General features: G+C 75.3%; 19 protein-coding genes. 8 read left to right on the plus strand and 11 right to left on the minus strand.

The features are described 5' to 3' along the window. Positions 1–61: 61 nt before the first annotated feature. Positions 62–670 carry a dihydrofolate reductase family protein gene (locus ACZ3IL_RS23380; protein ID WP_467392997.1) on the minus strand — a complete coding sequence of 203 codons (609 nt, stop codon included), beginning with the start codon at positions 668–670 and terminating at the stop codon, positions 62–64. 218 nt (positions 671–888) lie between these two features. On the opposite strand from ACZ3IL_RS23380, the gene ACZ3IL_RS23385 reads away from it, so the two are divergent. Further along, positions 889–1,629: an SDR family oxidoreductase gene (locus ACZ3IL_RS23385; protein ID WP_467392999.1), complete on the plus strand. Its 741-nt coding sequence runs from the start codon at positions 889–891 to the stop codon at positions 1,627–1,629. A 77-nt stretch (positions 1,630–1,706) separates the two neighbouring features. Here ACZ3IL_RS23385 and ACZ3IL_RS23390 read toward each other — a convergent pair whose 3' ends face one another. Next, a complete protein-coding gene (locus tag ACZ3IL_RS23390; RefSeq protein WP_467393001.1) occupies positions 1,707–2,555 on the minus strand; it encodes a class I SAM-dependent methyltransferase in 849 nt (282 codons plus the stop codon). A gap of 141 nt (positions 2,556–2,696) precedes the next feature. On the opposite strand from ACZ3IL_RS23390, the gene ACZ3IL_RS23395 reads away from it, so the two are divergent. Further along, positions 2,697–3,281 (plus strand): TetR family transcriptional regulator, encoded by a 585-nt coding sequence (locus ACZ3IL_RS23395; protein WP_467393003.1) that lies wholly within the window; start codon positions 2,697–2,699, stop codon positions 3,279–3,281. A gap of 273 nt (positions 3,282–3,554) precedes the next feature. On the opposite strand, the gene alc is transcribed toward ACZ3IL_RS23395, so the two are convergent. Both alc and allB read right to left on the minus strand, forming a co-directional pair. Next, complete coding sequence (gene alc, locus ACZ3IL_RS23400; protein WP_467393005.1) at positions 3,555–4,673, minus strand: allantoicase; 1,119 nt, start codon at positions 4,671–4,673, stop codon at positions 3,555–3,557. A gap of 3 nt (positions 4,674–4,676) precedes the next feature. Further along, entirely contained in the window at positions 4,677–6,011 is a 1,335-nt protein-coding gene (gene allB, locus ACZ3IL_RS23405) for an allantoinase AllB (protein WP_467393007.1), read from the minus strand. Positions 6,012–6,405: 394 nt separating this feature from the next. On the opposite strand from allB, the gene ACZ3IL_RS23410 reads away from it, so the two are divergent. After that, entirely contained in the window at positions 6,406–7,212 is an 807-nt protein-coding gene (locus ACZ3IL_RS23410; RefSeq protein ID WP_467393009.1) for an IclR family transcriptional regulator, read from the plus strand. Between the two features lie 200 nt (positions 7,213–7,412). On the opposite strand, the gene ACZ3IL_RS23415 is transcribed toward ACZ3IL_RS23410, so the two are convergent. Both ACZ3IL_RS23415 and ACZ3IL_RS23420 read right to left on the minus strand, forming a co-directional pair. Next, complete coding sequence (locus ACZ3IL_RS23415; protein WP_467393011.1) at positions 7,413–8,096, minus strand: ABC transporter ATP-binding protein; 684 nt, start codon at positions 8,094–8,096, stop codon at positions 7,413–7,415. Between the two features lie 91 nt (positions 8,097–8,187). Beyond that, positions 8,188–9,267 (minus strand): ABC transporter permease, encoded by a 1,080-nt coding sequence (locus ACZ3IL_RS23420; protein ID WP_467393013.1) that lies wholly within the window; start codon positions 9,265–9,267, stop codon positions 8,188–8,190. 111 nt (positions 9,268–9,378) lie between these two features. Between ACZ3IL_RS23420 and ACZ3IL_RS23425 the strand changes: the two genes are divergently transcribed. Both ACZ3IL_RS23425 and ACZ3IL_RS23430 read left to right on the plus strand, forming a co-directional pair. Continuing rightward, positions 9,379–10,629, plus strand: coding sequence for a sensor histidine kinase (locus tag ACZ3IL_RS23425; protein WP_467393015.1), 1,251 nt, complete (start codon positions 9,379–9,381; stop codon positions 10,627–10,629). Next, positions 10,626–11,252 (plus strand): response regulator, encoded by a 627-nt coding sequence (locus ACZ3IL_RS23430; RefSeq protein ID WP_467393017.1) that lies wholly within the window; start codon positions 10,626–10,628, stop codon positions 11,250–11,252. The genes ACZ3IL_RS23425 and ACZ3IL_RS23430 overlap by 4 nt, the downstream gene beginning before the upstream one ends. A 221-nt stretch (positions 11,253–11,473) precedes the next feature. Here the strand turns inward: ACZ3IL_RS23430 and ACZ3IL_RS23435 are convergent, their stop codons facing one another. Next, the gene (locus ACZ3IL_RS23435; RefSeq protein WP_467393019.1) at positions 11,474–11,800 is read right to left on the minus strand and encodes a DUF5955 family protein; all 327 of its coding nucleotides are present in this window, start codon (positions 11,798–11,800) and stop codon (positions 11,474–11,476) included. A gap of 194 nt (positions 11,801–11,994) precedes the next feature. Between ACZ3IL_RS23435 and ACZ3IL_RS23440 the strand changes: the two genes are divergently transcribed. Both ACZ3IL_RS23440 and aceB read left to right on the plus strand, forming a co-directional pair. Beyond that, complete coding sequence (locus ACZ3IL_RS23440) at positions 11,995–12,633, plus strand: nucleotidyltransferase family protein (RefSeq protein ID WP_467393021.1); 639 nt, start codon at positions 11,995–11,997, stop codon at positions 12,631–12,633. A gap of 240 nt (positions 12,634–12,873) precedes the next feature. Beyond that, positions 12,874–14,505 carry a malate synthase A gene (gene aceB / locus ACZ3IL_RS23445; protein ID WP_467393023.1) on the plus strand — a complete coding sequence of 544 codons (1,632 nt, stop codon included), beginning with the start codon at positions 12,874–12,876 and terminating at the stop codon, positions 14,503–14,505. 253 nt (positions 14,506–14,758) lie between these two features. Here aceB and ACZ3IL_RS23450 read toward each other — a convergent pair whose 3' ends face one another. Next, positions 14,759–16,546, minus strand: coding sequence for a hypothetical protein (locus ACZ3IL_RS23450; RefSeq protein WP_467393025.1), 1,788 nt, complete (start codon positions 16,544–16,546; stop codon positions 14,759–14,761). 328 nt (positions 16,547–16,874) lie between these two features. Continuing rightward, positions 16,875–17,846, minus strand: a complete 972-nt coding sequence (locus ACZ3IL_RS23455; RefSeq protein WP_467393027.1) for a fibronectin type III domain-containing protein — start codon at positions 17,844–17,846, stop codon at positions 16,875–16,877. 192 nt (positions 17,847–18,038) lie between these two features. Here ACZ3IL_RS23455 and ACZ3IL_RS23460 point away from each other — a divergent pair, with 192 nt between their 5' ends. After that, entirely contained in the window at positions 18,039–18,656 is a 618-nt protein-coding gene (locus tag ACZ3IL_RS23460; protein WP_467393029.1) for a hypothetical protein, read from the plus strand. A gap of 201 nt (positions 18,657–18,857) precedes the next feature. Here ACZ3IL_RS23460 and ACZ3IL_RS23465 read toward each other — a convergent pair whose 3' ends face one another. Continuing rightward, positions 18,858–20,207, minus strand: a complete 1,350-nt coding sequence (locus ACZ3IL_RS23465) for a nucleobase:cation symporter-2 family protein (protein WP_467393298.1) — start codon at positions 20,205–20,207, stop codon at positions 18,858–18,860. 432 nt (positions 20,208–20,639) lie between these two features. Then, a complete protein-coding gene (locus ACZ3IL_RS23470; protein WP_467393031.1) occupies positions 20,640–22,031 on the minus strand; it encodes an 8-oxoguanine deaminase in 1,392 nt (463 codons plus the stop codon). Position 22,032 lies beyond the last annotated feature (1 nt).

Consider the following 22,032-nt stretch of genomic DNA (forward strand, 5'->3'; position numbering starts at 1 on the left):
TTCGGCGGCTCGCACGTGGAGCGATCACCGTACCGGGCGGGGCGGGCGGTGACCACGCCTTTCAGTAGCTGCCGTACCGAGGACGCCCCTGGAGTTCGTAGGTGTGGAGGGCGACGCCCGCGCCGGTGGTGCGGGCTCCGGTGTGACGGAAGGCGGTGGGGCGGACCCCGTCGGTGAAGAGGCGCCGGCCGGTGCCCAGGACCACGGGGAAGACCAGCAGGTGGAGGGTGTCGACGAGGTCGTGGTCGAGGAGGGTGCGGGCGAGCCCCGCGCTCCCGTGCGTCTGGATCTCCCCCTCGGTGCGCTCCTTGAGGGCGGCGACCTCGCGGGGGACGTCGCCCCGGAGCAGGATGGTCCCGGCCCAGCCGGGCTCGGTGAGGGTGGTGCTGACGACGTACTTGGGGAGGCCGTTGAGCTTGCTCGCGATCGGGTCGTCGGGGTCGGTCCGCTGCGGCCAGTGGCCCGCGAAGATGTCGTAGGTGCGGCGGCCGAGGAGGAAGGCGGCCGGCCGGGCGAAGATCCCGGTCATGAACCGTCCGAAGTCCTCGTCGCCGTACGGCACGGACCAGCCGCCGTGCTCGAAGCCGTTGCCGGGGTCCTCGTCGGGGCCGCCGGGTGCCTGCTGGACGCCGTCGAGGGTGAGGAACTGGGTGAGACTGAGCGTGGCCATGGCGGTTTTCCTCCCGCTTCCGCGGAACGTGGTGTTCCGGAAGCTGTGACCGCTCCGCCGGGCGGAACTCATCGCTCCGCCGCTCCACCGCTCCACCGGCCCCTCGGCCCGCCGTTCCACCGGGGCCGGGGTGGATGTCCGATTGCCGCCGGTGTCCGGACGCCCCGCCGACTTTCATTGAACCCGAAACCACTCAGTACTTCTCGCGGAGGTTCGGGATGTCCACGATGAACGGCACGGCGGTCCTGGTGACGGGCGGCAGCCGGGGGATCGGCGCGGCGACGGCGGTACGGCTCGCCCGGGAGGGCGCCGACGTGGCCTTCACCTACGTCCGGGACGAGGCGCGGGCCGCGGAGGTCGCCGCGCGGATCGGGGCGGCCGGCCGGAAGGCGCTGCCCCTGCGGGCGGACGCGGCCGACGCCGGGGACGCGACGGGCGCGGTGGCCCGGGCGGCGGACGCCCTGGGGCGGCTCGACGTCCTGGTGAACAACGCGGGCGTCGGGCTCCTCGGCCCGCTGGAGTCGCTGGCCCTCGCGGACGTGGACCGGGTCCTCGCCGTGAACGTCCGGGCGGTCTTCCTCGCCTCGCAGGCGGCGGCGGAGCGCCTGCCGGAAGGCGGCCGGATCATCACGATCGGCAGCTGCGTGACCCAGCGGGTACCGGGCCCCGGCGCGACCCTCTACACGACGAGCAAGGCCGCGCTCGTGGGCCTGACGAAGGCGCTCGCCCGCGAACTGGGCGGGCGCGGCATCACGGCGAACCTCGTCCACCCCGGCCCCGTCGACACCGACATGAACCCGGCGGACGGCCCGTACGCGGACGGCCAGGCGGCCCTCACCGCCCTCGGCCGCTTCGGCACCCCGGACGAGGTGGCGTCGATGGTCGCGTTCCTGGCGGGTCCGGAGGGGCGGTACGTGACGGGGGCGGAGTTCTCGGTGGACGGGGGCCACGCGGCGTAGCTCCCGGCGGGCGGCATGGCCGGCCTGAACGGGGGCCCCGGGGCCGGCCGCGCCTCCGTCCGGACCGGGCGTCCCGTTCAGGCCGGCCGGTCCGCCGTGACCAGCCAGGACGTGCCGAGCAGCCGGACGGTGCCGTCCGCCGACTCGTGGGCGCGCAGGTGCTCCTCCAGGGTCCGGCGGGCGCGGGCCCGCACCTCCTCGCCGGCCCGCTCCTTCAGGTGGCGGCCGGGGCCCGTGCACAGGAGGAAGTCCGCCGCGTCCCCGGCCCCGCTCCCCCACGTCCCGTAGGCCCGCGCCCGTTCGACGGTGACGCCGGTGAACCCGGCCCCGGCAAGGACGCTGCGGATCTCGTCCGGGACGGCGAGCGAGAACATCCCGGGCAGGCCCGGCCGCCCGAAGTCACCGACCGGAAGGAGACCGCGCAGGGCCGTCATCGCCACGGCCCACTCGTTGAGCGCGGCGTCGGCCGGGCAGACGAAGGCCAGGCGGCCGCCGGGCCGCAGGGCCCGGCCGATGTTGCCGAAGGCCGCGACGGGATCGGCGAAGAACATCGTCCCGTAGCGGCTGATCGCCACGTCGAACGCGCCCTCACCGAAGGGGTGTTCCTGGGCGTCTCCCTGCTCGAAGGTGACGTTCGTGACGCCCTCGCGTTCCGCGCGGAGGCGCGCCTCGGCCAGCATCGGACCGGACAGGTCGAGGCCGAGCGCGCTCCCCCGGGGTGCTCTGAGCGCGGCGAGCCGCGTGGTCTGCCCGGCACCGCAGCCGACGTCGAGGACCCGGTGGCCGCCGGTGACTCCGGCGGCGTCGAGCAGCGGCGCGTCGAAGCCCTCGTTCACGGCGTTCCAGCGGTCCTGGTGGCGGGCCCAGTGTGCCCCTTCGGGACCGTTCCACGCCTGTGCCTGTTCGGTGTTGACGGTTCCGGACACGGATGCCTCCTGCGGGACGACAGAGAATGGGCGCGCGCCCAAACAGTATGGGCACACGCCCGTACTGGCAATCCCGGCTACGATCCGCCTGGTCGGACAACACGCCCGCCGGGAAGACCGGCGGCGGTACGGGGAGGGTTCATGTCACCGCGCGGAGTGGCGACGCCGGACGTGCGCGAGCGGCTGTTCGCGGCCGCGGAGCGGGTTCTGGCGAACGGCGGTCCCGGCGCGCTGACCAGCCGGGCGGTCACCACCGAGGCGGGGTGTGCCAAGGGGCTGCTGCACGCGCACTTCGCCGGTCTCGACGAGTTCGTCGCGGAGCTCTGTCTCGACCGGTTCGCGCGCACGGCCGCGAAGGCGGAGGGGCTGGCGGCGCTCGTCGGAGGGGGCACGGTGGAGGCGAACCTCGACGCCGTCGTCCTCGTGCTGCTCGGCCCCGGCGGTCCCGCGGTCTCCGGTCTCGCCATGTCCCGCCCCGCCGCCGCGCTGCGCGTCCGCGAGGCCCTGGAGGCGGGGGCGCCCGGTTTCGCCGCGATCCAGGAGGCCATCACGGCCTACCTGGAAGCGGAACGGCGTCTCGGCAGGGTGGCGGACACCGTGGAGCCGTCCGTCGTGGCCCTCGCCGTCGTGGGGACCGCTCACCACCTCCTGATGACCGGCCGGCCGGACGCACCCGATCCGCGCACCCTGATGACCGGGCTCGTGGCCGCCCTGCTGGGGAACTGACGCGGCGGTCCCGTCCCCCGGGGGACAGCGGGGCGCACCGCGCCGCACGGCCGCGCCTCCGGGGAGGGGTCCGCGACGGCCCGGCGGTACGGGCACGGGCCGGCCGGTCGCTCCCGGCGGCGGGAGAGGGCCGGGAGCACACCAGCGGGAGGGGGCCGGGGGCGCACCGGTGGTGCCGGGCCGGTGCGCCCCCGTGGGCCGGGCGGGGTGTCGTGTCCCGCCCGGTTCGTGGGGGGGGGCGGACGGGACGCCCGGCGGTGGGCGGGCCCGGGGTCAGCCGCCCAGTTCCTGGTGACGGGCGGTCAGCCGCGCCGCGCCGGCCTCCGTGAGGGAGCCGAAGAGGCGGAGGCGGGAGATGCCGCCGTCCGGGTAGATGTCGATCCGGACGCGGGAGCCGACCACCGGGGCGTCCAGGACGAAGCGGTGGTTGGTGTCGGGCTGGAGGCGGGTCCGGGGCAGGACCTCGGTCCACTCCTCGGAGCCCTCGGCCGCGACCGAGAGGGCGGCCCAGCCCGCGCTGTTGCCCTTGAGGTAGGCGGTGTCGATCTCGACGGCGCGGATCTCGGACTCGGCGGCCAGGCCGTAGCGGATCCAGTCGTTGCCCTTGTCGCGGCGGCGGCGGGTCTCCCAGCCGTCGTCCATCTTGTGGGAGCGGCCCGGCTGGATGGTGTGGGTGGCCGGGGAGTAGAAGCGGTCGGAGGCGTCCTCCACCCGGCCGCCGTTCTCCAGGGCCGCGAGGTCGAAGGTGCCGAGGGCACCCAGCCACGCCGGGTCGGGGGCGACCTCGCCGTACACGCGGAGGCGGGCGACGCCGCCGTCGGGGTGCTGGTTGACCCGCAGGTGCGTGAAGCGCTGCTCGACGTCGACGGCGAAGCCGTTGGCGGCGTGGCCGCCGACGGCGGTGCGCGGCACGAGCGTCGTCCACTTCACGTCGTCGGCGAGGAGTTCCCCGGGCGAGGGGGAGCCGGCCACGGAGGCGGCCTCGACGGAGACGGCCTGCGGGTAGTTGCCGCGGAAGTGGGCGGTGTCGACGACGACGCCGCGGATCACGCCGGGCGCGCCGAGCCGTACGAGGGCCCAGTCGTGGTCGTCCTCGGTGGGGTGGGGCTCCTCGGCGGAGACGCCGCGGCGGCGGCGGGTCTCCCAGCCGTCCATGACCTTGCCCTTGTGGCCGAAGTGCTCCGGGTCGAACTGGGCGGCGCCGGGCTTGAGCAGGTTCTCGCGCTCCGCGAAGAACTCGTCGTTGGCCGCGATCACGCCCGCGCCCAGACGCCGGTCCGCGAGGTTCGCGTACTGGGTGAAGGGGAAGTCGGCCGTGCGGTAGTCGGCGTACGGGTCGCCGCCGCCGTAGGGGCGGGCGTCGCCGGTGAAGGAGGGTATGCCGGTGCTCACGGGTCAGTTGTTCCTTTCGAGGAGGCGGCCGGAGGGCTCGGCGAGGACACCCCGGTGGGCGATCCGTTCGCCGCGCAGCCAGGTGGAGGTGACGACGCCGCGCAGGGTCCGGCCCGCGTAGGCGGTGATCCGGTTGCGGTGCTGGAGCTCGGCCGGATCGACGGTGAAGGTGGCTTCGGGATCGAGGACGGCGAAGTCGGCGTCGCGGCCGGCCTCGACGGCGCCCTTGCGGTCGAGCCCGGCGAGCCGGGCGGGACCGGTGGACATCCAGCGGACGACGTCCTCCAGGGTGTGGCCCCGGCGGCGGGCCTCGGTCCAGATCGCGGGCAGGCCGAGCTGGAGGGAGGAGATGCCGCCCCAGGCGGAGGCGAAGTCGGGCGTCTTGAGGTCGGCCGTGGACGGCGAGTGGTCGGAGACGACGCAGTCGATGACGCCGTCGGCGAGGCCCTGCCACAGGGCGTCCTGGTTGGCGGCCTCGCGGATCGGCGGGCAGCACTTGAACTCGGTGGCGCCGTCCGGGATCTCCTCGGCGGTGAGGGTGAGGAAGTGCGGACAGGTCTCCACGGTGACCTTCACGCCCTCGGCCCGGGCGGCGGCGATGACCGGAAGGGCGTCGGAGGAGGAGAGGTGCAGGACGTGGACGCGGGCGTCGAGCCGGCGGGCCTGGTCGATCAGGTTCTCGATGGCCGTGTTCTCGGCGTCGCGGGGGCGGGAGGCGAGGAAGTCGGCGTACGCGCCACCCGGCCGCTGGGGTGCGGCGGCGAGGTGGTGCGGGTCCTCGGCGTGCACGATCATCAGGCCGCCGAAGCCGGCGACCTCGGCCAGCGAGACCGCCAGGCGGTCCTGGTCGAGTTCGGGGAACTCCTCCACGCCGGAGGGCGAGAGGAAGCACTTGAAGCCGAAGACCCCGGCGTCGTGGAGCGGCCGCAGGTCCTTGACGTTGTCGGGCAGGGCGCCGCCCCAGAAGCCGACGTCGATGTGCGCCTTGGTCCGGGCGACGTCCCGCTTGACGCGCAGGTTCTCCACCGTGGTGGTCGGCGGCAGCGAGTTGAGCGGCATGTCGAGCAGGGTGGTGATGCCGCCGGCGGCGGCGGCGCGGGTGGCGGTCCAGAAGCCCTCCCACTCGGTGCGGCCGGGGTCGTTCACGTGCACGTGGGTGTCGACCAGGCCGGGCAGGACGACGTCGTCGCCGACGTCCTCCAGCCGGGCTCCGGCGGGGACCCCGGCGTCGTACGGCAGCACGGCCGCGATCGTCCCTCCGGAGACGGCGACCGACGCCGCGCGCGTCCCCTCGGGGGTGATGACGCGCGTCGAGCGCAGGACCAGGTTGACGTCCACCCGTACCCCTTCTTCCGGTTGTTCCCGTGCGGCCCCGTGCCGTCCCGTGCTCCGGGAGAGCGGCCCGGAGGGCGCGCGGGAGGACGCTCCGGGAAAGTGCCCCACGGAGAAATTCAACGAACTGTTGAAGGAGTCTTCACTTCCGGACGACGCGCCGTCAAGAGTCCTCCCCCGGTGCGGACGGCCGCCGGGACCGGCTTGTATCTTTCCACAAAGTGGAATGCAAATTTCGCAAGGCAGAACGTAGCTCCGCACGGACCAGGGGGCACCGGGCCACCGCCGACACCGGACGAACACCCCCTGACCGGCACCGACGCCGGGACCGGGGCCGTGTGCGCCGACCGTCGGCCCGGTAGGCTGCTGCCTTGCCCGCCCGCCCCGAAAGGACCGTGACGTGCCGACGTCCAGCGCCAGCACCACCGACGCCGCCAAACCCGCCGCGAGCGGAGGCGTCCAGTCCCTCGAGCGCGCCTTCGACCTCCTGGAGCGGATGGCCGACGCCGGGGGCGAGGTGGGCCTGAGCGAACTCTCCGCCAGCAGCGGCCTGCCGCTCCCCACCATCCACCGCCTGATGCGCACCCTGGTCGCCTGCGGCTACGTGCGCCAGCAGCCCAACCGGCGGTACGCGCTCGGCCCCCGGCTCATCCGGCTCGGCGAGTCCGCCTCCCGCCTCCTCGGCACCTGGGCCCGGCCGTACCTCGCCCGGCTCGTCGAGGAGACCGGCGAGACCGCGAACATGGCGCTGCTCGACGGCGACGAGATCGTGTACGTGGCGCAGGTGCCGTCCAAGCACTCGATGCGCATGTTCACCGAGGTCGGACGGCGGGTCCTGCCGCACTCCACGGGCGTCGGCAAGGCGCTGCTCGCGCACACCCCGGCGGAGGAGGTGCGCGCGCTGCTCGCCCGCACCGGCATGCCGGCCGCGACCGAGAAGACGATCACCACGCCCGAGGGCTTCCTGGACGCGCTCGCCGCGGTCCGCGAGGCGGGGTACGCGATCGACGACAACGAGCAGGAGATAGGGGTCCGTTGCCTCGCGGTCTCCGTGCCGGACTCCCCCACCGCCGCCGCGATCTCCATCTCGGGCCCGGCGGGCCGGGTCACCGAGGCGGCCACGGAGAAGATCGTCCCGGTCCTCCAGGAGGTCGCGCGCGACCTGTCCGCGGCGCTGGCGAACACGGTGGGCGGCGGGGCGGCGTAGCCTCCCGGGGCGACGCGTCCTTCCCGGGAACGGCGCCCCCGGCGAGCGGTGACCGCGCCGGTACCGGGTCCGTACGCGCCCTCGTGCCCACCGGTGGGACCGGCGGACACGAGGGCGGAGAAAACGGCGGACACGAGGGCGGAGAAGACGGAGGACGGGGCGGAGGAGGCGAAGGGCGGGGCGGGCCCGGAGGCCCGGTCTCAGCCCGTCGCCACCGGTTCCGCGAGCCGCCCGTCCCGGACCGTGACCGCGCGGTCCGCCCGGGACAGATGGGCGCGGTCGTGGGTGACCAGGACCGTCGCCGTGCCCCGTTCCGCCGTGAGGCGGACGAGGAGGTCCATGACCGCCGCTCCCCGCTCGTGGTCGAGCGCGCTGGTGGGCTCGTCCACCAGGAGGACGGACGGCTCGTTCATCAGCGCCCGCGCGATGTTGACGCGCTGCCGCTGACCGCCCGACAACTGGTGCGGCCGGCGGTCGGCCAGGTCCGCGAGACCCACCGCGCCGAGCAGGTCCAGTGCCCTTCCCCGCGCCGCCCCCGGAGAACGCCCCGCCAGGTGCGCCATCACCTGCAACTGCTCCGCCGCGCTCAGCGACGGCAGCAGGCTGGGCTGCTGGAAGACGATTCCGATGTGCTCGCGCCGCAGCTCCGCCCTGGCGGCCGGGGTGAGCGCCCCCGTGTCCGTACCGGCGACGGAGACCCGCCCCCGGTCCGGGGTGACGAGGGTGGCGGCCACCGCGAGGAGGCTGGACTTGCCGGAACCGGAGGGACCGACGACCGCCGTGAGCACGCCGGCGGGGACGGTGAGGGAGACGGCGTCGAGGGCGGTCAGCCGGCCGTCGCCGTCCGGATAGGTGAGGGTGACGTCGTCCAGGACGAGGCTCATCGGATGCTCCGGGGGGTGACGGGGAGCGCGGGGAGCGCGGGGCGGGCCGCCGGGCGCCGCGGAGGGCGGCGGCGGAGGGGAACGGTCGGGTTCACCGGACGCTCCCGAGGGCGGTGAGGGGGTCGACGGCGGTGATCCGCCGGACGGACAGGGCGGCGCCGAGGACGCCGAGGACCACGATGACGGCGGCCGGGCCGAGGACGGTGAGCGGTTCCAGGACGAAGGGCACGTCCCCCCCGCCGATCAGGGCGCCGATGCCGACCGCGAGCGCGGTGCCGAGCAGGGTGCCCGCGGTGAGCATGAGGACGGCCTGCCCGAGCGCGTCCCGCAGGAGGTACGGGGTGGAGGCGCCGAGCGCCTTGAGGACGGCGACGTCACCGCTGCGCTGGATGGTCCAGACGGTGAAGAAGGCCCCTATGACCAGGGCGGAGATGGCGAAGAGGAAGCCGCGCATGAGCTGGAGGGAGCCGTTCTCGGCCTGGTAGGACCCCAGGGCGGCGAGGGCGTCGTCGAGGGTCCGCGCCTCCGTGCCGGCCGCCTCGTCGCCGGCCGCCCAGTCGACCCCTCCTCCCCCGCTCAGGGCGATGACGGTGGCCTGTTCCCGGGCCGCGCCGCCGCCGTTCCCGAGCTTCCGCCAGTCGTCGAGGGAGGTCCACACCACGGGGGTGTGGCTGTACGAGGCGTCCCCTGAGACGGCCGCGACGGCGACCTCCAGGGGGCCGAGCCGTACGGAGTCGCCGGGGCCCGCGCCCAGCTCCCGCGCCGCCGACTCCGACAGGACCGCCTTCCCGGCGGCGACGGGACCGGGGGCGAGTCCGGACCCCGGTTCCGCGCCGAAGGCGGAGACGGCGGCGGTGCGGTCCCCGGCGACGGCGTTCAGGGTGCGGATGCCGAGCGGCGCCGCGCCCGTCACCCCGGGCCGCCGCGCCCACCGGCGCCACTGCTCCTCCGTCACCGCCGACTGGGTGAAGGAGGCCGACCGGCCGGCCGGCGGCGCGGCGAAGGCCAGCCGGTCGGCGGGCAGGCCGGTGATCGCGGAGACGTTCTCCCGCGCGAGCCCGGCCGTCAGTCCCGACAGCAGTCCCACGAGCAGGGTGATCAGTACGATCACCGTTCCCATGAGGGTGAAACGCCCTTTGGCGAATCCGATGTCTCTCCATGCCACGAACATGTCGACCAGAGTGGCCCGCGCCCCTCCTCCGGGGCATCGCGCCGCGGATGGCCCCGCGGTCAAACTTTCGGTTGAGCCGGGACCGCCTCCCGCTGTCTACGCTGGGGAATCATGGCTCCGCGTTCCCTCACCCCCGCCCCGCTCGTGCTGCGCCTCTGCCTGCACCTCCTGATGGCGGGCCTGCTCGTCCTGGCGGCGGTGCGGGCGCACTCGGCCGCCGGGACGGCCGCGGCGGCGGTGACGGGCGCGGTCTACGCGGCCGGGTCGCACCTGCCGCCGGTACGGAGCTCGCAGCGGGCGGCGGGCGTCTGGCTGGGGGCCCTGGGGGCGTCCTGGCTGGCGATGCTCTGCCTGACGCCCGAGGCGCTCTGGGTGGCCTTCCCGCTCTACTTCCTCCAGCTGCACCTGCTGCCCGCCCGCTGGTCGCTGCCCTCGGTGGCGCTGACGGCGGGCGCGGCGATCCTCTCCTACGTGGGGCACGGCGCCGCGCTCAACCCGGGGGTCTTCATCGGGCCGCTGCTCGGCGCGGGCGTCGCGGTGGCGACGGTCCTCGGCTACCAGGCCCTCTACCGGGAGAGCGAGCGGCGGCGCCGGCTGATCGAGGAGCTGATCGCGACGCGGGCGGAGCTGGCGGCGGCGGAGCGGCACGCGGGGACGCTCGCCGAACGGGAACGGCTCGCCCGGGAGATCCACGACACGCTCGCGCAGGGCCTGTCCTCGATCCAGCTGCTGCTGCGGGCGGCCGAGCGGGCGCTGCCGCCGGACTCCCCGGCCGCCGGGCACATCGACCGGGCGCGCCGGGCGGCGCAGGACAACCTGACGGAGGCGCGGCGCTTCGTGCGGGCGCTTTCGCCCTCGGACCTGGAGCACGGTTCCCTGGCGGCGGCCCTGGAGCGGCTGTGCGAACCGGGGGCGGGCTCCGGTCCGTACGGGCCGGGGGCGGGCCCCCGGGTCCGGTTCTCGGCGAGCGGCACGCCGGTGGAGCTGCCGACGCCGTACGAGGTGGCGCTGCTGCGGATCGCGCAGTCGGCGCTCGCGAACACGGTCCGGCACGCCTCGGCGTCGCGGGCGGAGATCACCCTGTCGTTCATGGGCGCGTCGGTGACGCTGGACGTGGTGGACGACGGGCGGGGCTTCGATCCCGGCTCCGTGCGCCCCTCGTCCGAGGGCGGCTTCGGGCTCCCCGCGATGCGTTCGCGGGCGGAGTCGCTGGGCGGCACCTTCACCGTCGAGTCCGCGCCCGGCCAGGGCACCGCCGTCGCCGTCTCGCTGCCCCTTCCCGCCGGAGGGCCCGGGGCCTCCGGGCACTCCTCCCCCGCCGGGGGCCCCGGGGCCCCCGCTTCCGCCGGAGGTTCCGCATGACCATCCGTCTCCTGCTCGCCGACGACCACCCGGTGGTGCGGGCGGGTCTGCGCGCGGTCCTCGACACCGAACCGGACTTCGCGGTCGTCGGGGAGGCCGCCACCGCCGAACGGGCGGTGGAACTGGCCGCCGCCGGGGGCGTGGACGTGGTCCTGATGGATCTGCAGTTCGGTTCGGGGGCGCACGGTTCGGAGGCGACGGCGGCGATCACGGCGGCGCCGGGCGGGCCGAAGGTGCTGGTCCTGACGACGTACGACACGGACGCGGACATCCTGGCGGCGGTGGAGGCGGGGGCCTCCGGCTACCTCCTGAAGGACGCGCCGCCGGAGGAGCTGGCGGCGGCGGTCCGGACGGCGGCGGCCGGGCAGTCGGCCCTCGCTCCGGCGGTGGCGCACCGGCTGATGGACCGGATGCGGACCCCGGCGGAGGCGCTGACCAAGCGTGAGCTGGAGGTGCTCCAGCTGGTCGGCGAGGGCCTGTCGAACCAGCAGATCAGCAAGGCGCTGTTCCTGAGCCAGGCGACGGTGAAGTCCCATCTGGTGCACGTCTTCGCGAAGCTGGGCGTGGACTCCCGCACGGCGGCCGTGGCGGCGGCGACGGCGCGGCGCCTGATCCGGCGGTAGGGGACGGCACCGCGACCGGCGGGCCGGCCGGCGTTCCCGGAATCCCCGGACCGGAATCCCCGGACCGGGAGTCCGGCCCTGGGGCCCGGTCCTGGGGGTCGGTCCTGGGGGTCGGTCCTGGAGGCCCGGTCCCAGGGGTCCGGCCCCGGGGGCCGATCGGCGGCTCTCCCGTCTCCGCCCGGCCCGGGGCCCACGGCTTCCGGCCGGCGGCTGACGTTCCGTCAGCCTCCGGTGCCCCGCTCCGGCGGCGGGCCGAAGAGCTCGACGGCCCGGCGGACTCCCGCGAGGCCGTCCGCGAGCGCGCTGACGGAGCCGACGCAGCCCGCGACGATCAGCAGGGAGCGGCGCAGCCGCCGCACCTCGGGAGCGCCGGCGAGCGCCATGGCGTCGAGTGCGGCCAGTTCCCCCTCGGCGATCTCCCGGTCGGCGAACTCGGCGCGGTGTGCCGCCAGTTCACGCCGGAGCCGGGACACCGCGATCCGCAGTTCGGCCACCCTGGGGTCCACGACCTCGCCGCCCACTCGCCTCTGCCCCGCGCTTCGCAACATGGCTCTCCCCCTCGCACGACCTTGTGCGCAGAACGACACACCCCGACCACCCGGCACGCTCGGGACCGGCCCGCGAAAAGGCGGCCGGGCGCCGCGAGTCGGGCCAGTAAACTCCTTCGCCACCCTCCGCGCCACCCCCCGCAAGGCTGATTCGGGGGCCCGCGCCGTCACGTCCGCCGGGGTATGCAGTTCCCGTGACGACCACAGATTACCGAACACACGATCGATTTTCTGACCGTTTCTCCGGGGTGGCCGGACTCCTGCTCGCCGCCGGGGGCGGACGCCGGCTCGGGGGCCGCCCCAAGGCGCTCCTCACCCACCGGGGCCGCCCCCTGGTGGAACACGCGGCGGGGGTACTGCGCGCGGCCGGGTGCGAGGTGGTGCACGTGGTACTCGGAGCGGCGGCCGGCACCGTGCGGGAACGGGCCGGACTGCCCGGATGCGTCCTGGTGGAGAACCCGGACTGGGCGGAGGGGATGGGCTCCTCGCTGCGGGCGGGGCTCGCGTCGCTCGCCGCCGATCCGCGCGGAGCGGACGCGGCGCTCGTCCTCCTGGTCGACCAGCCGGGGATCGGGGTGGAGGCGGTGGCCCGGGTCCGGGCGGCGTACGCCTCGCGGGACTCGCTGGCGGCGGCCTCGTACGACGGGCGGCGGGGCCACCCGGTACTGCTCGGCGCCGGGCACTGGGCGGGCGTCGCCGAGGCGGCGACGGGCGACCGGGGCGCGCGGGACTACCTGGCGGCGCACCGGGACGCGGTCACGCCGGTGGACTGCTCCGACGTGGCCGACCCCCACGACATCGACACCCGGGCGGATCTGGCGCGCCTGGAGTGAACCCGGGCCGGGCGCGCGCCCGGCACCGGGCGCCATGTTCTGTCGATCCGGAGAATCTCGACATCAACAAACGATTGAACTTCCACGATGAGGAAACTAGTATCCACTGATCAGAAGCGCCTGCTACCCCGGACGGCGCTCGCGGCCGCGTCCCGGCACCGGTGGCACTCCGTGCCGTCCGGTGGCGCCCGGCGGCCGCACGGCACCGCCCGCGAAGTCCGCCGAAGGAAGTGACCGTTCATGTCCGCACCAGCGCCGTCCCCCCTGGCCGTCGTCGACGCCGAGCCCCTGCCGCGCCAGGAGGAGGTGCTCACCGAGGCCGCCCTGGCCTTCGTCGCCGAACTGCACCGGCGGTTCACCCCGCGCCGGGACGAACTCCTCGCCCGCCGGGCGGAACGCCGCGCCGAGATCGCCCGCACCTCCACCCTGGACTTCCTGCCGGAGACCGCCGCGATCCGCGCCGACGACTCCTGGAGGGTCGCGCCGGCCCCGGCCGCCCTGAACGACCGCCGGGTCGAGATCACCGGCCCCACCGACCGCAAGATGACGATCAACGCGCTCAACTCCGGCGCGCGGGTCTGGCTCGCCGACTTCGAGGACGCCTCGGCGCCGACCTGGGAGAACGTGGTCCTGGGGCAGCTCAACCTGATCGACGCGTACACCCGGAACATCGACTTCACGGACCCGCGCTCGGGCAAGTCGTACGCCCTCAAGCCCGCCGGGGAGCTGGCCACGGTCGTCATGCGGCCGCGCGGCTGGCACCTGGAGGAGCGCCACCTCACCGTCGGGGGACGGCCCGTGCCGGGCGCGCTCGTCGACTTCGGCCTGTACTTCTTCCACAACGCCCGGCGCCTGATCGACCTCGGCAAGGGCCCGTACTTCTACCTGCCGAAGACGGAGTCGCACCTGGAGGCCCGCCTCTGGAACGAGATCTTCGTCTTCGCCCAGGACCACGTCGGCATCCCGCGGGGCACCGTCCGCGCCACGGTCCTCATCGAGACCATCACGGCCGCGTACGAGATGGAGGAGATCCTCTACGAGCTGCGCGACCACGCCTCCGGCCTGAACGCGGGCCGCTGGGACTACCTCTTCTCCATCGTCAAGAACTTCCGTGACGGCGGAGCCAAGTTCGTCCTCCCGGACCGCAACGCGGTCACGATGACCGCCCCGTTCATGCGCGCGTACACCGAACTCCTCGTGCGCACCTGCCACAAGCGGGGCGCGCACGCGATCGGCGGCATGGCGGCCTTCATCCCGTCCCGCAAGGACGCCGAGGTCAACAAGGTCGCGTTCGAGAAGGTCAAGGCCGACAAGGACCGCGAGGCCGGCGACGGCTTCGACGGCTCCTGGGTCGCCCATCCCGACCTGGTGCCGATCGCGATGGCCTCCTTCGACGCCGTCCTCGGCGAGAAGCCGCACCAGAAGGACCGCCTCCGCGAGGACGTCTCCGTCGCGGCCGGCGACCTGATCGCGATCGACACCCTCGACGCGAAGCCCACCTACGACGGCCTGCGCAACGCCGTCCAGGTCGGCGTCCGTTACATCGAGGCGTGGCTGCGCGGCCTCGGCGCCGTCGCCATCTTCAACCTGATGGAGGACGCGGCCACCGCCGAGATCTCCCGCTCCCAGATCTGGCAGTGGATCAACGCGGGCGTCGAATTCGAGCACGCCGGAGAAACGGTGAAGGCCACCCCGGAGCTGGCCCGCGAGGTCGCGGCCGGGGAACTGGCCGCGATCCGCGCGGAGATCGGCGAGGAGGCCTTCGCGGCAGGGAAGTGGCAGCAGGCCCACGACCTGCTCCTGCGCGTCTCCCTCGACGCCGACTACGCGGACTTCCTGACGCTCCCCGCGTACGAGCAGCTGGCCGGCTGACCGCACGGCGGCCGGACACTCCACCGGACGGGGCTCCGTCCCCGGTGCCCGCGCGGGCACCGGGGACGGAGCCCCGTCGCACGTCCCGCCTCCGCGCGGGTGCCGCGCCGGCGGAGGACGCCGTCCGCGCCCCTGACGACGGCGGTGACGGCGGTGACGAACGGGCGTACCGGAGCGGCGGCCGGGGCACGCGGGACCCGGCCGGGAGCCGGCGCCCCGGCGCCTCACGGCGGGGCGGCCCCGGCGGTGACCGTCACGGGAGCGTGATGCCGAGCGGCCCGAGGACCCGCCCGGTCTCGTGGCGGTCCGCCGCCGCCATCGCGCGGACCAGGGCGGCGGAGCCGCCGGGCCAGGTGGCCGCGGCCCGGTCGAAGGCCGCGCGGCGGGCCTCCAGGGGACCCTTCTTGGCGGGGAGCGAGTCGAGGACGCACAGCGCCCGCGCCGAGAGGGGCACCTGGATCGGATCGGCCTCCTCGCCCCGGGCCTCCAGGGCCCGGAGGGCGTACGCGCCGAGCACCGGATCGCGGAGGGCGGCCCGCAGCGCGTCCGGCGGGGCGGCGGAGGTGTCCAGTGCGGCGAAGAGCCGCCGGACGGCGGCCGCTTCGGAGGTGCCGGCGTGGACGGTGCCGAGCGCGCCGAGGAGCCGGGACCAGGCGTGGGCGGTGTTCGCGCGCGCGTGGAGCCAGGCGGCGAACACGCGCGCGGCGACGTGCGCGGGCCAGCCCGCGGCGGCGTCCACCAGGACGGGCGCGGACCAGGCGGCGGCCCCGGCGGCGTCGGGCGCGGCGACCCCGCGCACGCCGAGGAGGTAGCGCACGGTGCCCGCGCCGCGCGGGGTGAGCCCGAAGGCGTCGCCGGCGCGGAAGACCAGACCGGTGGCGGCGAGCCGGTCGAGGACGGCGGCCAGGTCCCGGGCCGGTCCTTCGAGCCGGGCCCGGCCGGCCTCGTCCAGGTCCGGCGTGCCGAGCAGCCGGGCCAGTTCCGGCACGGGCGGGACGGCGTACGCGCCGGAGACGCCGTCCGGCACCGCCACGGGCAGGTCCTCCAGGGCCGGGTCGACGTTCCAGTCCTCGTACTCGGCGGCCTTGCGGGCGACGGACTCCGCGGAGCAGCCGCGCCGGTAGACCACGTACAGCAGGTGCGGGGCCTCTCCCCCGTACGGTTCGAACTCCTCCTCGGCCAGCTCTTCGACGGCGGCGAGGAGGGCGTCCGCGTCGTCCTCGACGGGCCCCGGCTCGACGGCGGGCGGCGGGGGCACGGGGACGGCGGGGTCACCGTGGTGGTCGAGGTGTTCGTCGAGGAGGGCGTCGGCCAGGTCGAGGTGGGGGAAGGCGCCGGGTCCGGGCGCGTAGTGCGCGTACGGTCCGGCGAGCTGTTCGGCGAGCCCGGCGGCGGTCCACCGGTCCTGGAGCGCGGCGGCCACCCGCCCGATGCCGGCCGCGACGGCGTGGTCGGTGAGGAGCGGCCCCGCGGGCGGCGGCGCCTCGGCGTCCCGTACGTACGCGCGCGTCAGCGCCTCGGTGAGCAGGGTCTCCGCGAGGGCGGTCCGCCCCATGAGACCGGCCCGGTGCACGCCGTCGGGGAGGGGCGCGCCGTCGAGGGCGGGCAGCCTGCGCCGTACGTCCTCGGGGTCGGTGAGGTCGGCGCCGCAGGTCCGCAGCAGGGAGGCGTACCAGCGGTGCCAGGTGAGGTTCCCGGGGTCGTTCATGGCCCGTTCGAAGTCGGGCACGGCGTCCGCGACCGCCCGGGCGATCCGCTCGGCGCACTCCTCGTCGAAGCGGGCGGCGAGCGCTCCGAGCACGGCGGGACAGAGCGTCAGGTCACCGGGCGGCAGGTACACGAACGCCGGCAGGTCCTCCACGAGGAGCTGCCGCGCCAGTTCGGGCGTCGGCTCGGGCACGCCCGTCCCCCGGTCGGCCCCCCGGAGCGCGAGGAGTCCGAACACCGCCTCGGCGGCGCGCGCGAACGCGGGGTCGCGGCGCTCGGGCTGCCCGTCGAGGAAGCCGTCGAGCCCGGTGTTGGTGAGAACGGTCTCGGCCACGCCTACCAGGGTAGTTCCGGGCGGGCGGTTCCGGGCGGCAAGGACCGGGGGGCAGGTGTGTCGCGGGGACGGAGGAGCAACGGGGCGGAGGCGGGGGCGCGACAGGCGGAGGCGGGGCGGGGACAGGCGGAGGTGGGGGCGCGACAGGCGGAGGCGGGGCAGGAACAGGCGGAAGCGGGGCGGGGACAGGCGGAGGCGGGGACAGGAAGCGCGCGGGGCGGGGTGGGGACAGGAAGCGCGGCAGGCGGAGGGCGGGACACCGGGGATCGGGGGCGGGACACCAGGGGTCGGGGCCGGGGGCACGGGGGGGCGGCCGGTCCGGGCCGGTTCAGCGCACCACCACCGTCCTCGGTGCCGAGAAGTCGCCCCAGGTGCCGTCCGGGAGCCGGGCGCGGAGGGTGACGGTGTGGCGGGTGCCCGGGGGGTCGGTGACCTGGAAGGTGTAGGCGGCACGGCCCCGGGGCGGTTCGGTGCCCCAGACGATGGTGGTGGCGAAGCGGCCGTCGAGGTGGAGTTCGTGGTGGGTGACCGGGGCGCCCGTCTTCGGCGGGGTCCAGGCGAGGGTGATCCCGCCGCCCTTCGCGGCGGTGGCGGCGAGGCCGGTGGGGGCGGTGTTCGGGGGCGCGCCCGGAGCGGGGGCGGTGGTGAGGTCGACCGCGTCGCTGTCCGGGGAGGAGTTCTCGGCGGCGTCACGGGCCCGGACGGTGAACGCGTAGGCGGTGCCGGGGCGCAGGCCGGTGACGTGGGCGTCGGTGGCGGTGCCCGGGACCGTGTGGACGCGGGCGTCCGCCTGGTAGACGTCGTACGCGGTGACCCCGGTGTCGTCCCGGGCCGGGGACCAGCGGAGGGTGACGGCTCGGCTGCCGTCGGGGGCGGCGCGGAGGCCGGACGGGGCGGTGGGGGGCGTGCGGTCCTCGGCGGCGGCCGGGAGGGTGGTGGCGGTGACGGTGGCGCTGCTGGGCGAGGTGTGGCCCGCGGCGTCGCGGGCGCGGACGGTGAAGCGGTGGGAGGTGGCCGGGGCGAGTCCGGTGACGTCGGTCATGAGGGTGGTGGCGGGGAGGTCCTTGACCTTGCGGCCGTCGCGGTGGACCTCGTAACCGGTGACGGCGCGGTCGTCGGTGGCCGCGCTCCACATGACGTGGACGGTGCTCGCGCTGCCCGCCGTGGCGGTGACGCCGGTGGGTGCGGTGGGGGGCCGGGTGTCCCCGGGCTCGGGGGCGGTGGTGGAGCAGGCGGTGAGCGCGAGCGCGAGGAGCGCTCCCAGGGTCGCCGGGAGCCTGGTGGAGAGCGGGTGTCGCACGGGCGGGCCTCCGTCCGTCGGAAAGGTCCAGACCTATATCCCACAGCCTGACCGGGCCCGACAAGGGGGCGCCGTCGGGAAGGAAGCCGCGGACGGGAGCGCGCCCCACGGAAACAAGGCCGTCGGGGGCGTTGTCAGTGGCGTGCGCTTCACTTAATTCGTCACTCTCCGTAGTCGATCCTTGGGGGAAACATGACGGACCGTACGACCTATGTGTCGCTCGCCGGGGTGCGCGGGCGCGGCTGGACCGACGCGATGGTGCGGGACCTGCTCGGCACGCCCGACGTGCAGGGACGCGATCCGCGCCGCTGGTCCCTCGCGCCGGTGCGGCTCTACCTGCTCGCCCGGGTGGAGACCGTGGAGCGGACGCCCGAGTTCGCCGGGGTCTCGGCGCTCTCGCGGGCCCGTTCCGCCGCCGGGGCGTACGCCGAGCGGCGGCGGGCCGCCGTCCTGGCCGCGATCCGCGCGGAACCGATCGAGGTGCCCCGGCTCCCCCGCCCCGAACTGGAGCGGCGCGCGGTGCGCCACCGGCACGCGCTGGGGGCCCGGAGTCCGGGGGCGGGGGCCGGGAGGGAGGCGGGAGCGGCACCGGGCCGGGCCGGGGTGCCCGCCGGGGCGCTCGTGCGGTGGCAGGTGAGCTATCTGCGGCACGCCCTCTCCCGGTACGAGACGCTGCTCGACGGGCTGTACGGCGAGACCGGCCGCGGTGAGGCCGAACGGCTCCTGCGCCGGCGGCTGTACGAGGCGATCGCCGCCGCCTACCCGTCGCTGGCCCGGGAGTGCCGGCGGCGGACGGCGGTGGAGGGGTGAGCGCGCGGGCGCCGGGGGACGGTCGCGGCCCGGGGCGGACGGCGCGGCCCGGGCCCCGGTGGCGCGCGCCGTGGTCCCGGGTCCCGTCTCCCCGGCCGCCCCGCCTCCCCCGCCGTCCCGTACGCGCCCCGGCCCCGGGCCCCGTGGCGGGCGCGGGGACCGGGGTGGCCGGTGGGACGGTGGCCGGGACGGGGAGCGGGGTCAGTGGACGTGCGCCGCCTTCACCGCGCGGCTGCCGGAGATCTCCTCGCCGGGCTCCATCGGAGCGGTGACCTCGTCGTCGTTCTGGCGCCGGCCCAGGTGGTTGAAGACCACGTTGAGCAGGACGGCGGCGACGCAGCCGGTCGAGATCCCGGAGTCCAGGATGATCCGCGCGGTCTCCGGGAAGGAGTGGTAGAAGCCGGGCTCGGTGATCGGGATGATGCCGACGGCCAGGGAGACGGCCACGATCAGCACGTTGTTGTCCTTCTCCAGACCGGCCTTGACGAGGGTCTGGATGCCGCTGGCGGCGACCGAGCCGAAGAGGACGACGCCCGCGCCGCCGAGGACCGGCCGGGGGACGACCGAGATGAGCGAGGCCGCGACCGGCGAGAGGCCCATCAGGACCAGGAAGCCGCCGCCGCAGGCGACGACGAAGCGGCTGCGGATGCGGGTCATGGCGACCAGTCCGATGTTCTGGGCGAAGGCGCTGCACATGAAGCCGTTGAAGAGGGGGCTGAGCGCGGAGCCGAGGGTGTCGGCGCGCAGTCCGGCCGCGATGGTCCTCTCGTCGGCGGGCCGCTCGACGATCTCGCCGAGCGCCAGCATGTCGGCGGTCGACTCGGTCATGGAGACCAGCATGACCACGCACATGGAGACGATCGCGGCGAGGGCGAACTGCGGGGCGCCGAAGTGGAACGGCGACGGGAAGCCGACGATGTCCGCCCCGGTCACCGGGGAGAAGTCGGTGACGCCGAACGGTACGGCGATGAGGGTGCCGGCGACGAGACCGAGCAGGACGGCGATCTGCTTGAGGAAGCCCCGGGTGAAGCGGCGCAGGAGCAGGACGACGACGAGGGTGATGCCGGCGAGGGAGAGGAAGGTGGCCGAACCGTAGTCCGGGGCCTTGGGGTTGGGCCCCTGGGCCCAGCCGAACGCCACCGGGAGGAGGGAGACGCCTATGAGGGTGATGACGGTGCCGGTGACGACCGGGGGGAAGAACCGCACGAGCCGGGAGAACCAGGGCGCCGCGAGGAAGCCGAGGAGCCCGGCGACGATGATCGCGCCGAAGATCACGGGAAGCGCGTCGGTCTTGTTCTCGGTCGTGTCGATGATCGCGAGCATCGGGGCGACGCCGGCGAAGGTGACGCCGTTGACGAACGGCAGGCGGGCGCCGATCTTCCAGACCCCGAGGGTCTGGAGGAAGGTGGCGAGACCCGCGGTGAAGAGGCTGGCGCCGGTGAGGAAGGTGAGTTCGGTGCCGGAGAGGCCGACGGCCGCTCCGACGATCAGGGGCGGGGCGACGACGCCCGCGTACATGGCGGCCACGTGCTGGAGACCGCTGGTGAGCATCTTCAGCGGGGGCAGCGTCTCGTCGACGGGATGCCTCTCTCGGTCGTCGGGGGCGGAGCCTGCGTCTTGTGCGTTGCGAACCTGGGGCTTGGCGGCCACGGCGGTTCCTCCGGTCGGGTGCACGTCGGCGGTGACGTGGGTGTCAGGGAGGTGGTGCGGTGTGGTGCGGTGCGGCGCGGTGTGCGGAAGATGCGGCTCGTCGCGTACGGGGTGTCCGGCGGACGGTGCCTCGCGGGGTGGGGCGGTGCCGTCGCGGGAGGGGCGCGGCGGGCGGACGGGTGCCCGGTGGGGGTGCGGGCACGGCTCACCGTCCCGGGAGGCGCCGTACGTCTTCCGCGTACGGTGCCTCCCGGTCGGGCTGCCGCGGGCCCGTTCGGGTCCGCGGCGACCGGCCGGGGGCCGTCCCCCCTCGGCCGGATTCCGTGGGGAGGGTCAGGGCCGGGCCGCGATGCGGGCCAGGCGCCGTGCCTCCGTGCGCGCTTCGCGCGCGACGGCGTCCTCGTCGACCGTGAGCAGCCGGCCGTTCTCGACGATCTGCCGGCCGTCGACGAAGGAGGCGGTGACCGGGGCGGGCGCGCCGAGGACGAGGGCGGCGACCGGGTCGGCGATCGTGGAGTGGCCGAGGCCGTCGAGCCTCCAGAGGACGAAGTCGGCGAGCTTGCCCGCCTCCAGGGAACCGGTGTCGCCGGCGCGGCCGAGGACCCGCGCGCCGCCGTGGGTGCCGAGGCGCAGGGCCTGACGGGCGCTCAGCGCGGCCTCGCGGTGGACGCCGAGCCGGTTGACCAGGAGCGCGTTGCGCAGCTCCGTGTGGAGTTCGCCGGACTCGTTGGAGGCGGTGCCGTCGACGCCGAGGCCGACGGGGACGCCCGCCGCGAGCATGTCCGGCACGCGGGCGATGCCGGCGGCGAGGCGCGCGTTGGAGGAGGGGCAGTGGGCCACGCCCGTCCCCGTGCGGGCGAAGGCGGCGATGTCGGAGTCGTTCATGTGGACGCAGTGCGCCATCCACACGTCCTCGCCGAGGAAGCCCGTGGACGCGAAGTAGTCCGTCGGTCCCCTGCCGAACAGCTCGCGGCAGAACGCCTCCTCCTCCACGGTCTCCGAGCCGTGGGTGTGCAGGCGCACGCCCAGGCGGCGGCCGAGCGCGGCGCTCTCGCGGAGCAGTTCGGTGGAGACCGAGAAGGGGGAGCAGGGGGCGACGGCGACCTGGGTCATCGCGTCGGAGGAGGCGTCGTGGTACCGCTTCACCGTCTCCTCGGTGGCGGCGAGCGCGCCCTCGGTGGTCTCGACGGCGAAGTCCGGCGGCAGGCCGCCGTCCTTCTCGCCCCGGTCCATGGAGCCCCGGGCGAGGGTGAAGCGGACGCCCGTCTCGGCGGCGGCGGCGATGACGGTTCCGGAGAGGTCGCCGGAGCCCGCCGGATGGATGTAGTGGTGGTCCGTGGCGGTGGTGACGCCGCCGCGGGCCATCATCGCCAGCGAGCCCCGGGCGGCGGCGCGCACCATCGGCTCGTCGATCCGCGCCCAGGTCGGGTAGAGCGCGACCAGCCAGTCGAAGAGGTTGTGGTCGGTCGCGAGGCCCCGGGTGATCCACTGGTAGAAGTGGTGGTGGGTGTTGACCAGGCCGGGTGTGACGAGGTGCCCCGTGGCGTCGATCCGCCGGACCACGTTCTCCAGGCCCGCGGGGGCCGCGCCGGCCCCGACGGACTCGATCCTGTTGCCGGCGACGACGAGGTGTCCGGAGGCGTACTCGGTGTCCTCCGCGTCGACGGTCGCGATCGCCGCGTTCTCGACGACGATCCGCTGGGGAACTGTCGAAGGTGCTGCCATG

This window comes from Streptomyces sp. NPDC014907, assembly GCF_055562975.1.